The following is a 12235-nucleotide window of genomic DNA, read 5'->3' on the forward strand; positions in this document are numbered from 1 at the left end:
CTGTCATCCGGTCACCGCTGCCCATCGGTACGGTGGTTACGGTGCCTACGGTGCGTACGGCGAAACTGGTACGTACGGCGCGATGATCGTCCGGATTCGCCATTCACATGTCGGTCCGGTCCGAATTCCGGTGCGATTATCGGCTCGCCACCAGACCGGCGACGCCCGGGTGCTGTGATTCCGGATGTCATTGCCGCGTGGGATACGATAAATTGGCACCCGCGTCTTTGGAATTCACGAATCACAAAAGTGGCCTTTGGCCTGACGGAAGCCCATGCATTACGACCTGACCGATCTGCGCCTTTTCCTGAACGTCGGCGAGACGGAAAACCTCACCCGCGCCGCGGAGCGCAGCTTCCTGTCGCTGCCGGCGGCCAGCACCCGGATCAAGCAGCTGGAAGAGGCGTTCCAGACACAATTGCTGATCCGCCAGGTCAAGGGCGTTCGCCTGACTCCGGCCGGTGACGCGCTGCTGCTTCATGCGCGCGAGGTCTTCCGCGAACTGGAATGCCTGCACGCCGACCTGCGCCCCTACGCCAAGGGCATCAAGGGGCGCGTGCGGCTGCTGGCCAATACCACCGCCACCAACTCCTTCCTGGCCACCGGTGTGTCGCGCTTCCTGACCGAGAACCCCGACGTGGATATCGAACTGGAAGAGCACCTGTCGCAGGAAATCGTGTCGGCCATCAGCGCGGGCGCGGCCGATCTGGGCATCGTCGCGGGTGAAGTCGCCACGCAGGACCTGGACGTGATGCACCTGTGCAGCGACGAGCTGATCGTCATCGCCCCGGTGAACCACCCGCTGCCGGCGTTCAAGCGGCTGCATTTCGCCGACCTGCTCGATACCTGCCGCTTCGTCGGGCTGAACCAGTTCAGCGCGATCCAGTCGTTCCTGGACCGCATTGCCAGCGGCATGGGCAAGCGCATCAGCCTGCGCATCCAGGTCGGCAGTTTCGACGCGGTGTGCCGCATGGTAGAGGCCGGTGCCGGCATCGCCATCGTGCCCAACAGCTGCGCGCGGCGCTATGCCAGCCGCAAGGTGCTGCGCTTTATCCAGCTGGAAGACGAATGGGCCAAGCGCGAGCTGCGCCTGGTCCGGCGCCCCGGGCGCGAGTTGCCCCAGTTTGCCGAGACCCTGATCCAGTACCTGGTCGACGCGGCGCGCGAGCCGGTGTAAGTACGGTGGAAGCGCGGCGCGACGAAGGCAACGAACGCAACGAACGCGCCGCACGCCGCATCAGCCGGCGGCCAGCCCCGCGGAATGCGCTACCAGCCCGGCCAGCGGGCGCAGCGAGACTGCCATCACCGCCAGCAGCAGCCCCATGGCGAACACGCCCGGCCAGCTGGTGCGGCCACAGCGCGCCAGCGAATCGTTGACCAGCTCCGGCGACCAGTGGTATTCGCGCAGGCGCCGGATGGTGGATTCGGCATGCCAGCGGTACAGCTGGTTGCCATACATGCCCAGCAACAGCGCCAGCGCATACAGCAGCGGCCGGGACAGCGCCAGCGGCATGTTGAAGCGGAACAGCGCATGCAGCACCGGCTCCGCGCAGACAATCACCGCATAGACGCCCACTTGCCAGTACATGCGCCGGTAGGCCATCCAGAACGGGCCGAGCAGGCATGCTGCCCAGTTCCACGACATGCCGCCGCGCGCCCCGGCCAGGGCCCAGCGGCCGCTGTAATACGCGTAGCGCGGGCCCACGAAGACGGCCAGCGCCGCATCGTCACGGATCGATGATTTCATGCCACTCTCCCCTGCCTACTGCCTGCTCCGTCGTCGCGGAACAGTCTGCACAGCATAGGCCGGCGCTTGCCTGCGCAGCGTGCGCTGGCGCGCATTGGAAGGAGATTGGCGCAAGCCGGGGGGAGGGCCGGCGTGTTGCCTGCCGCAGCGCTATTTCAGGCGCAGCAGGATTTGCAGGATGACCAGCGTGAATACCGTGGCGATCACCGCCGTGGTGTCGCGCCCGAGCCCTGCTGCCACGCCGATCGCCGCCACCATCCAGATGCTGGCTGCCGTGGTCAGGCCCTTGATGTCGGCTTCGCTGTTCTGCTTCAGGATCGCACCCGCGCCCAGGAAGCCGATCCCGGCGGTCAGCCCCTGCAGCACACGGCTGATGTCCGCCAGCGGCACGCCCGCCTGCAGCGGCACCAGCACGAACAGTGCCGAGCCCAGCGCCACCAGCATATGGGTGCGCAGCCCGGCGGCCTTGCCCGAGGCCTCCCGCTCATAGCCGATCAGCCCGCCCAGCACCACCGCCACGGTCAGCCGCACCAGGATGCGGGTGGCTTCTCCGGCGTCGGGCACATCGCTGAATTCGGCGCGGATGGCGCTGTAGATTTCCGACCAGACCCCGTCCATCGCCCGCCCTCCAGGTGCTTTGGTACAGACCTGAGCGTAGCACGCGCCGCGAGCCCCTGGCGCGGGCCGCACATCGATGCGGCAACGCCCTACCCGGGCGTGCGGCGGCGTCCTACACGGCAAGCGGAAGCTCCCCGACAGTCCCGTCGCGGGGCCGACCCTATATTGGAATCACCACGACTAGTGCAAAACAGGAGCTACACCATGCCCTACATCCTCGCCTGGCTACTTGGTGTCCCGGCCTTCGTCCTGATCCTGATCTGGCTGTTCGTACATTGACACCACGCTGACACTGCCGCAGGGCCACGCGCCCTGCCTGGAAATACCTCAGACGCCCGGCCAAGCCGGGCGTCTTGCGTTCCGGACCCGCTGCGCAACCAGGTGCATAGGGCGCCGCAAGCGCTTCCGGCGACCCTAAGCCGCTCTTTCGCAAATCCGAATTTCGGCGAACAGGGGGGTCGGGAATAATGGCCGCATTCGAATCAGACGGGGCCTCCCCATGCTTGCAGAACAGGATCCAGAGCAGCTGTATCCCGAAATCCGCGAGGCCGTGCGCGATCTTTGCGCCGGCTTCGATTCGGCATACTGGCAGCGCGTGGAAGAGCAGGAAGCCTTTCCCGAGCGTTTCGTGCAGGCGCTGACCCAGGCCGGCTGGCTGTCGGCCCTGATTCCCGAGAGCTATGGCGGCTCGGGCCTGTCGCTGACCGCGGCCTCCGTCATCATGGAAGAGATCAACCGCAGCGGCGGCAATTCCGGAGCCTGCCACGGCCAGATGTACGTGATGGGCTGCCTGCTGCGCCATGGCTCCGAAGAACAGAAGCGCCGCTGGCTGCCGGGCATCGCCTCGGGCGATCTGCGCATGCAGTCGATGGCCGTGACCGAGCCCACCACCGGCACCGACACCACCAAGCTCAAGACCACCGCGGTACGCCAGGGCGACAAGTACATCGTCAATGGCCAGAAGGTATGGATTTCGCGCGTGCAGCACTCTGACCTGATGCTGCTGCTGGCGCGCACCACGCCGCTGGACCAGGTCAAGCGCAAGTCCGAGGGGCTGTCGGTGTTCGTGGTCGACCTGCGCGATGCCATCGGCAAGGGCCTGACGGTCAAGCCGATCCGCAACATGGTCAACCACGAGACCAACGAGCTGTTCTTCGACAATCTTGAGGTGCCAGCCGAGAACCTGATCGGCGAGGAAGGCAAGGGCCTCAAGTACATCCTCGACGGCCTCAACGCCGAGCGCATCCTGATCGCCGCCGAGTGCGTCGGCGACGGCTACTGGTTTGTCGGGCGCGCCAGCAACTATGCGCGCGACCGCATCGTGTTCGACCGCCCGATCGGCCAGAACCAGGCCGTGCAGTTCCCGATCGCACGCTCGTACATCAACGTCGAGGCCGCCAGCCTGATGCGCTACAAGGCGGCGCGGCTGTTCGATGCCGGCAAGCCGTGCGGCAAGGAAGCCAATATCGCCAAGCTGCTGGCGGCCGATGCCTCGTGGGAAGCGGCCAACGTCTGCCTGCAGACGCACGGCGGCTTCGGCTTTGCCGCAGAGTACGACATCGAGCGCAAGTTCCGCGAAACGCGCCTGTACCAGGTCGCGCCGATTTCCACCAACCTGATCCTGTCCTACGTGGCCGAGCACGTGCTCGAACTGCCGCGTTCGTTCTGAGGCTTTTTGCATGTCCCCTGACAACTCCAAGGGCATCCGCCCGCTCGACGGCATCCGCGTGGTCTCGCTCGAACACGCGGTTGCGGCCCCCTTCGCCACTCGCCAGCTTGCCGACCTTGGTGCCCGCGTCATCAAGATCGAGCGTCCCGGCGTGGGCGACTTCGCACGCGGCTATGACCAGTCCGTGCACGGCCAGGCCTCGTACTTTGTGTGGCTCAACCGGGGCAAGGAAAGCCTGACCCTGGACCTGAAGGATCAAGCGGCGCAGACCATCCTGCACCGGCTGCTGGCCGATGCCGATGTGCTGGTGCAGAACCTCGCCCCCGGCGCGGCCACGCGCATGGGCCTGGACTTCGACAGCCTGCACGGCAAGTACGACAAGCTTATCGTCTGCGACATCTCGGGCTATGGCGATTCCGGCCCCTATCGCGACAAGAAGGCCTACGACCTGCTGATCCAGGCCGCCGCCGGCCTGGTGGGCCTCACCGGCGGCCCGAACGAGCCGTCGCGCGCCGGCGTTTCGATCGCCGACATCTCGGCCGGCATGTACGCCTACAGCGGCATCCTTTCGGCGCTGCTGCAGCGTGGCCGCACCGGCAAGGGCCTGCGCGTGCAGGTGACCATGCTCGAGGCGATGGCCGAGTGGATGAACCAGGTCCTCTACTTCGGCCACTACGGCGGCAAGCCGCCGGCGCGCTTCGGCGCTTCGCATCCGACCATCGCCCCGTATGGCGTGCATCGCACCGGCGATGGCAGCGTGATCTTCAGCGTGCAGAACGAACGCGAGTTCGCCAGCTTCTGCGAGATCGTGCTCGGCAACCGGGAACTGGCGCAGGACGAACGCTTCTCCAGCAACACGGCCCGCGTGCGCAATCGCCCCGAACTCACCGCCATCATCGAAGCGCGCTTCGCGTCGATGACCGTGGCGCAGGCCGAGGCACTGCTCGACGAGGCGCAGATCGCCAATGCCCCGATGAACGACATCGAGGGCGTATGGAACCATCCGCAGTTGCAGGCACGCCAGCGCTGGCGCGAAGTGGCCACCCCGGGCGGCCCGATCGGCGCGCTGCTGCCGCCCGCCAACCTGTCGGGCGTAGAGCCCGTCATGGGCGACGTACCGGCACTTGGCGCGCACAGCAGGCAGATTCTGGCCGAGCTAGGCTATGCCGACGGCGATATCGCCGCGCTGGCCGACAAGCAGACCATCTGAACGCACCACGCCCGGCCATCTCGCACAGGACGCCGGGCTTTTTCCATTTCCACGAAACCATTTCCGCATCGGAGCCTGCATGAGCCAAGCCGCAGACACCAACTACCCGACCCGCCAGCTGTGCCAGTTCCTGGCCGATTTCAAGCTGACGGACGTGCCCGCGCCCGTGATCGAGCGCACCAAGGACCTGTTCCTCGACTGGATCGCCTCGGCCATCGCCGGCAAGGACGCTCCCGCCGTGCGCCGCCTGCAGGAATTCGCCGCGGCCATGGGCCCCGCGCAGGGCGGTGCCGAAGTGCTGGTGGACCGCCGCCGCACCTCGTCCTACTTCGCCGCGCTGATCAACGGCGCTTCGTCGCACGTGGTCGAGCAGGACGACGTGCACAACGGCTCGGTGCTGCACCCGGCCGCGGTCGTGTTCCCGGCCGTGGTGGCCGCGGCGCAGGCCGAAGGCAAGACCGGTGCCGAAGTGCTGCTGGCGTCGATCGCCGGCTATGAGGCCGGCATCCGCATCGGCGAGTTCATGGGCCGTTCGCACTACACCGTGTTCCACACCACCGGCACCGTCGGCACGCTCGCCGCCGCTGCCGCCGTGGCCAAGCTATACAACCTGGATGCCGAAGGCATCAACCAGGCGCTGGGTTCGGCCGGCACGCAGGCCGCCGGCCTGTGGGAGTTCCTGCGCGACGCCGCCGACTCCAAGCAGCTCCACACCGCCAAGGCCGCGGCCGACGGCCTGCAATCGGCGTGGCTGGCGCGCGCGGGCTTCACCGGCGCAAAGCAGATCCTCGAAGGCAAGCAAGGCATGGCCACCGGCATGTCCAGCGACGCCAACCCCGCCGCGCTGACCGATGGCCTGGGCACGCGCTGGGCCACCGCCGAGACCTCGTTCAAGTTCTTTGCCTCGTGCCGCCACACGCACCCGGCCGCCGACGCGCTCAAGGTGCTGATGCAGCGCGAAGGCATCAGCGCTGACCAGATCGCCAGCGTCACCACCCACGTGCACCAGGGCGCCATCGACGTGCTCGGCCCGGTGGTCAACCCGGTCACCATCCACCAGGCCAAGTTCTCGATGGGCACGGTGCTGGGGCTGGTCGCCGTGCATGGCCACGCCGGCCTGGCGGAATTCGAGCAGTACGCGCTGCCCGACGCGAAAGTCGTCGACTTCCGCGGCAAGGTCACGATGGAGCTCGACAACGAGATCAACGCCGCCTACCCGCGCCAGTGGATCGGCCGCGTCACGGTCAAGACCACCGACGGCCGCACGCTGGCCGCGCGCGTGGACGTGCCCAAGGGCGACCCGGACAACACCTTGTCGCGCCCCGAGCTGGAAGCCAAGGCGCTGCAGCTGGGCGCATTCCGCAATGGCGCCAGCGAGGCCGAGGTGCGCGCCATCATCGCGCGCGTGTGGGCGCTGGAGCAGGCGCCCAACGTCAACGACTGGCTGCCCGCCGCACGCTGAGGAACGCCCCGCATGTCTACCGCAGTCACCTACCTGTTCGTCCCCGGCGACCGGCCGGAGCGTTTCGACAAGGCCGCCGCCGCAGGCCCCGACGTGATGATCCTCGACCTCGAGGATGCCGTGCACCCCGACGCCAAGCCCGCCGCGCGCGAAGCCATTGGCGCCTGGCTGGCGGGCAAGCCCGCTGCGCGCGCCATGGTCCGCATCAATGACAGCGCCTCGCCCGCGTTTCCGGCTGACCTGGCCTGGCTGCGCTCGCTGCCGGCCGGCACGGCGCTGGCCGGGCTGATGGTGCCCAAGGCCGAAGACGCCGCCGCGCTGGCGCAGATCGCGCAGGCGCTGCACGCGATCAACCCGCAGGGCGAGCTGGTCGCCATCATCGAGACCGCACTCGGCCTGCACCACGTCGACACGGTGGCCACGGCCAGCGGCGTGGCACGATTGGCATTCGGCTCGCTCGACTATGCCGTCGACCTGGGCTGCAGCCACACCCGCGACGCGCTGGCGTTCGCGCGCGCCCGCATCGTGCTGGCTTCGCGCGTGGCCGGGCTGCCGCCGCCGGTGGACGGCGTCACCACCGCGCTGAAGGACGAAGCCGTGCTGGCCAGCGACGTCGCCTACGCGCGCGAACTCGGCTTTGCCGGCAAGCTGTGCATCCACCCGGCGCAGCTGGGCGCGGTGCGCGCCGGCTTCCTGCCGAGCGCCGAGCAGCTTGACTGGGCCCGCCGCGTGCTCGAAGCCACCGCCAGCGGCAGCCATGCCGTGCAGGTCGATGGCAAGATGGTCGACCGGCCCGTGATCGAGCAGGCGAAACGCCTGCTGGCGCTGGCGCAATAGCGCCCCGCCTTTCCTGTCTAACCCGAACCTGCAAGCCCATGACTGACGCCACTTCCGAACTCGAACGCCTGCGCGGCTGGATCGGCCGCAGCGAATCGCGCACCGAAACGCTGTCGCCCGAACCGGTGGTCGGCCTCGCCGCCACCTTCGACCTGGACCCCGAGGCCGTTGCCGCGGGCCCGCTGCCGCCGCTGTGGCACTGGCTCTATTTCCTGCCGCGCGCGCAGCAACGCGACATCGGCCGCGACGGCCACCCGCACCTCGGCGGCTTCATGCCTCCGGTGCCGCTGCCGCGCCGCATGTGGGCCGGCAGCGAGCTGACCTTCAGCCATCCGCTGCATATCGGCGATACCGTCACGCGCACCTCCACCATCGCGGACGTGCAGTACAAGACCGGCCGTAGCGGCGAACTGTGGTTCGTCGCGGTCGACCACGAACTGACCGTGAACGGCAAGACCGCGGTCAACGAGCGCCACGACATCGTCTACCGCGCCATGCCGGATCCGTCCAAGCCGCAGCCGCCGCGCCCGCGCCTGGAACAAACCGCGCAATGGCAGCGCACGCTGCAGGCCGACCCTGTCATGCTGTTCCGCTATTCGGCGCTGACCTTCAACGGCCACCGCATCCACTACGACCGCGCCTATACGCGCGACGTCGAGGGCTATCCCGGCCTGGTGGTGCATGGCCCGATGCAGGCGATGCTGATGCTGGACCTGGTGGCACGCGAGCAGCCGCAGGCGCGCGTGAAGCGCTTTGGGTTCCGGGGGCTGGCGCCGCTGTTTGATCAGGACACGATCACCGTTGGCGGCGCGGCCGATCCAGCGCAGGCTGGCCGGCTGGTGCTTTGGACTGGCGATGATGCTGGCGGGCAGGCGATGCAGGGGTGGGCGGAGATTGAAGGGTAAAGGTAGAGGCGAGGGCCGCAGGCGGTTGCTGCAGGCGCTGATTCTCTGAGCATGGATGGCGAGTGCCATCTCGGGGAATCGGCGCGCGACCTCGCGTAGCGGAGAATTGCGGGGTCGGGCCACGCCTTGGCGGAGGTGCGCATCACCATCAAAGGCTATGCCTGGATGGCATTCAATCAGGTGCTTGGTGGATCTGTGGTGCTGGTGAGATGTTGTCGCTGGTTGAACCGCCTGGTTCCGCCCTGCTGGGCGGGGCGCTGTTGATGACATGCTGTCGGCCGTTTAAGCGCGCGCTGTCGCTGTTGATGACATGCTGTCGGCCGTTGAACCGCCTGGTTCCGCCCTCCTGGGCGGGTCACTTTTTGGCCGAGCGCCAAAAAGTAACCAAAAAGCGCGTCGCCTAGCGGCTGGCTGAGCCAATTTGGCGCTTTTGGTGATATTGGCGATTTGGGTTTCAGTGAGGCGTGGTCGCGATTCCAGCCTGCTACGCCAAGTGAGTGAGTGTGGGTGCCTGACGAACCCCCACTTTTGAACAATCCCCAGGACGGGTGTAGGCCGCCTGCTGCCTGCGGTATCGCATCATCGCCTTCGGCTGCGCTGCGCGCGGCTCAGTCTCGCGGGTGAGGTGCCTTGGCACGAATCCACATCGCTTCGCTCGCTAAGCGGCGACGGCAATGACCAGAGGGAGATCGGCCGCGCTGCCACATTAGGGCCCGCGCGTAGCGCAGCCGAAGGCGTCCCACCAATATGACATGCAGCAGGCGGCCTACGCCCGGCATGGGGATCGTTCAAGAGCCGGTTAACGCCAGGCACTGGCCCTGAATCACACAGCGTTAGCAGGCCCGAACGGGCACCGAGCCCAAACGGAAATCACCGCCGCCCGACCCACCCACGCCGCCAAATTGATAGCCAGCCGCTCAGGCGACGCGTTTTTTGGTTACTTTTTGGCGCTCGGCCAAAAAGTAACCCGCCCAGGAGGGCGGAACCAGGCGGTTCAACGGCCGACAGCATGTCATCAACAGCGACATGAAGCGACCAGTCCTCGAGCAACCCTTAGAACAACAGGGCCGGCTTCCCGCAGGCCCCCTCGCACCTCAAAAATCCCCTCAATCCGCCTGAATCCCCGCCTTCTTCACCACCCCACCCCACAGCGCCAACTCCCGCTGGATCCGATCCCCAAGCTGCTTCGGCGAACTGACATTGACGTCATACCCACCCGCCGCCATCCGCTGCCGGTAAGCCGGATCGTCGCCAATCGCCTTCTGCGCCTTGACCAGCTTGTCCACCACATCCGCCGGCAGCTTCTGCGGTCCGATCAACGCATACCATCCAGTCAGGTCATAGTCCTTCTGCCCCGACTCGATCATGGTCGGCACATTGGGCAGCGCCGGATTGCGCGTCTTCGACGTGACCGCCAGCGCCCGCACCTTGCCGCCATTGATATGGCCGATGGCGGTGCCGGTGATATCGAACATGAAAGTCACCTTGCCGCTCATCACATCCGCCATCGCCGGCGAATTGCCCTTATAAGGCACGTGCAGCATCTTCACGCCGTTCATCTGCGCCAGCAGTTCCGCCGACAGGTGATTCGAAGCCCCCACGCCGGCCGAGCCGAACGAGACGTCCTGCGGGTGCTTGCGCGCGTAATCGACCAGTTCACCGACGTTCCTGGCCGGGAAGTCCTTGTTCACCAGCAGCACGTTGGTGTAGTCGGTGATCAGGCCGATGTAGGTGAAGTCCTTGACCGGGTTGAAGTTGACCGAACGCTGGATCAGCGGTGTCATGGTCATGGTGGGGCTGGCGACGAAGTACAACGTATAGCCGTCAGGCGTTGCCTTGGCGGTCATGTCGGCCGCGATCGCGCCGCTGGCGCCGGCGCGGTTGTCCACCACCACCGGCTGCTTGAGCACGCGGCCCAGCTGTTCGGCGTAGATGCGCGCCGCGGTATCGACCGGGCCGCCCGGGGCATAGCCCACCAGCAGCTTGACCGGCCGCGACGGATAGACGTCCGTCGCCCAGGCCGCGCCCTGCAGCAGCAGGGTCGTGGTCAGTGCCGCCAGTGTGTTCCAGGTTTTCATTGTTGTCTCCTCCAGATAGGGCTGAAATGCCCGGGCTGGCATGTCGAACCAGCCCGGTAAAGGGAATTCGGGCTCAGTCCAGCAATGCACGCAGCGGCTGCTTGAGCAGCTTGCCGCTGGCCGTCGTGGGAATGACGTCGACGGTGCGGATTTCCGCCGGGCGCTTGTACGGGGCCAGGCATTCGCGCAGGTAGGCGTCGAGCGCCTTGGGATCGACGCTGGCGCCTTCCTGCGTCTCGATAAAGGCGACCACTTCCTCGTTGCCGTCGCTGGCGGGGCGTCCCACCACCGCCGACTGGCGCACGCCGGGGAAGGCGTTGATCACCGATTCGACTTCGATCGGGTAGACGTTGAAGCCCGAGCGGATGATCAGGTCCTTGGAGCGGCCGGAGATAAACAGCGCGCCGTCGGCATCCAGGTAGCCCAGGTCACCGGTATTGAGCCAGCCGCCGGGCAGCAGCGCCTCTGCCGTCTGCTCGGGGTTGCGGTAGTAGCCGAGCATCACGCCGGGGCCGCGCACGCGGATCTGGCCGCGCTCGCCGGCCGGCAGCGGCGTGCCGGCATCGTCGGTGATCTCGATCTCGACGCCTTCGACGATATGTCCGGCCGAGCAGTCGGCACGCGGCGCGTCCATGCGCGTGATGAACAGCGAGCCGGCGTATTCGGTAATGCCATAGCCATGGTGCAGCGACTGGCCAAACAGGGTCTCGACGTCGCGCTTGAGCGTGGGATCGAGCGGCGCGCCACCGGTGTACAGGTAGCGCAGGCGCGGATACTTGCCCGGGCCGGCACCGTGCGCCGCCGCGACCGCCAGGATGCGCGTGAACATGGTCGGCACGCCCTGCAGGATGGTCACGCCGGGCGACACCAGCGCTTCGAACACGTCATTGCCGTCAAAGCGCGGGCGCATGAACAGGCTGGCGCCGGCGTACAGCGTGGCCATCAGCACGGTGGCGATGCCGAAGATATGCGACATCGGCAGTGCGCCATAGGCCACGTCTTCCTGCCCCATGTCGCGCGAGGTGGCGGAGATGCGGGCGAAGTGCGTCAGGCCGACGTGCGGCACCATCACGCCCTTGGGCGCGCCGGTGGTGCCGGAGGTATAGATCAGGGTGGCGACCTGGCGGGCCTCTTCGCTGGCCACGCGTTCCGGCGCGCTGGCAGCGCGCACCGCGAGCATGCCGTCGGCAAAGACCGGGCAACCGCTGGCTTGCGCGCCGAGCCGCGTACCGTGCGCGGCGGCCACCTCGGACACATGGCCGGTGAACAGCACCAGCGCCGGCTGCGCGTGGTCGCGGATATTGTCGATCTCGCGCGCGGACAGGCGCGCATTGACCTGGATCGGCCACGCATGCAGCAGGCTGCTGGCGAACAACGTCACCACCATCTCGTTGCAGTTCTCGCCGACCACCATGACCCGGTCGCCCTCGCCCACGCCCTGCGCCACCAGCCAGTCGCGCGCCGCTTCGATGCGCCGCCACAGATCGCCATAACTGAGCACGGCGCCGTTCTCGTACAGGCAAGGCGCCCCGGGCGTCTGCGCGGCCCAGTGGCGGGGGATATCGTGGATGTATTGGGGACGGAAGGAAGACATGCGGCTGGCTCGTTCGGGATACGGCTGGGTTGGCGATGCTTGCCGGCGGCGAATGCGCCGGAATGCACCCCGACGCACTTGAGCAGGCCGCGCCAGTTTGCGCCAAGGCCGGCCG

10 protein-coding genes are annotated in these 12235 nt (G+C 67.1%); 6 read left to right on the forward strand and 4 right to left on the reverse strand.

Features of this window, described 5'->3' with window-relative positions; translation table 11 throughout:
• Positions 1 to 274 precede the first annotated feature (274 nt).
• Positions 275 to 1177, forward strand: a complete 903-nt coding sequence (locus LPA45_RS23840; RefSeq protein ID WP_116322638.1) for a LysR family transcriptional regulator — start codon at positions 275 to 277, stop codon at positions 1175 to 1177.
• A 60-nt stretch (positions 1178 to 1237) separates the two neighbouring features.
• Here LPA45_RS23840 and LPA45_RS23845 read toward each other — a convergent pair whose 3' ends face one another.
• Together LPA45_RS23845 and LPA45_RS23850 are read right to left on the reverse strand one after the other, a co-directional pair.
• Positions 1238 to 1747 (reverse strand): DUF2628 domain-containing protein, encoded by a 510-nt coding sequence (locus tag LPA45_RS23845; RefSeq protein ID WP_116322637.1) that lies wholly within the window; start codon positions 1745 to 1747, stop codon positions 1238 to 1240.
• A gap of 150 nt (positions 1748 to 1897) precedes the next feature.
• The gene (locus LPA45_RS23850; RefSeq protein ID WP_116322636.1) at positions 1898 to 2365 is read right to left on the reverse strand and encodes an MgtC/SapB family protein; all 468 of its coding nucleotides are present in this window, start codon (positions 2363 to 2365) and stop codon (positions 1898 to 1900) included.
• 499 nt (positions 2366 to 2864) lie between these two features.
• On the opposite strand from LPA45_RS23850, the gene LPA45_RS23855 reads away from it, so the two are divergent.
• From LPA45_RS23855 to LPA45_RS23875, 5 genes are all read left to right on the forward strand, one after another.
• The gene (locus tag LPA45_RS23855) at positions 2865 to 4034 is read left to right on the forward strand and encodes an acyl-CoA dehydrogenase family protein (protein ID WP_116322635.1); all 1170 of its coding nucleotides are present in this window, start codon (positions 2865 to 2867) and stop codon (positions 4032 to 4034) included.
• A 10-nt stretch (positions 4035 to 4044) separates the two neighbouring features.
• The gene (locus LPA45_RS23860) at positions 4045 to 5244 is read left to right on the forward strand and encodes a CaiB/BaiF CoA-transferase family protein (protein WP_317924833.1); all 1200 of its coding nucleotides are present in this window, start codon (positions 4045 to 4047) and stop codon (positions 5242 to 5244) included.
• Positions 5245 to 5323: 79 nt separating this feature from the next.
• A complete protein-coding gene (locus LPA45_RS23865; RefSeq protein ID WP_317924831.1) occupies positions 5324 to 6706 on the forward strand; it encodes an MmgE/PrpD family protein in 1383 nt (460 codons plus the stop codon).
• Between the two features lie 12 nt (positions 6707 to 6718).
• Entirely contained in the window at positions 6719 to 7543 is an 825-nt protein-coding gene (locus LPA45_RS23870) for a CoA ester lyase (RefSeq protein ID WP_317924829.1), read from the forward strand.
• Positions 7544 to 7581: 38 nt separating this feature from the next.
• Positions 7582 to 8448 (forward strand): MaoC family dehydratase N-terminal domain-containing protein, encoded by an 867-nt coding sequence (locus LPA45_RS23875; RefSeq protein WP_317924828.1) that lies wholly within the window; start codon positions 7582 to 7584, stop codon positions 8446 to 8448.
• 1106 nt (positions 8449 to 9554) lie between these two features.
• Here LPA45_RS23875 and LPA45_RS23880 read toward each other — a convergent pair.
• Positions 9555 to 10526, reverse strand: a complete 972-nt coding sequence (locus tag LPA45_RS23880) for a tripartite tricarboxylate transporter substrate binding protein (RefSeq protein WP_116322630.1) — start codon at positions 10524 to 10526, stop codon at positions 9555 to 9557.
• A gap of 73 nt (positions 10527 to 10599) precedes the next feature.
• A complete protein-coding gene (locus LPA45_RS23885) occupies positions 10600 to 12120 on the reverse strand; it encodes a class I adenylate-forming enzyme family protein (protein ID WP_317924826.1) in 1521 nt (506 codons plus the stop codon).
• Between the last annotated feature and the right edge of the window lie 115 nt (positions 12121 to 12235).

Origin of the sequence: Cupriavidus sp. Agwp_2 (assembly GCF_040784895.1) — a bacterium.
Taxonomy (GTDB): domain Bacteria; phylum Pseudomonadota; class Gammaproteobacteria; order Burkholderiales; family Burkholderiaceae; genus Cupriavidus.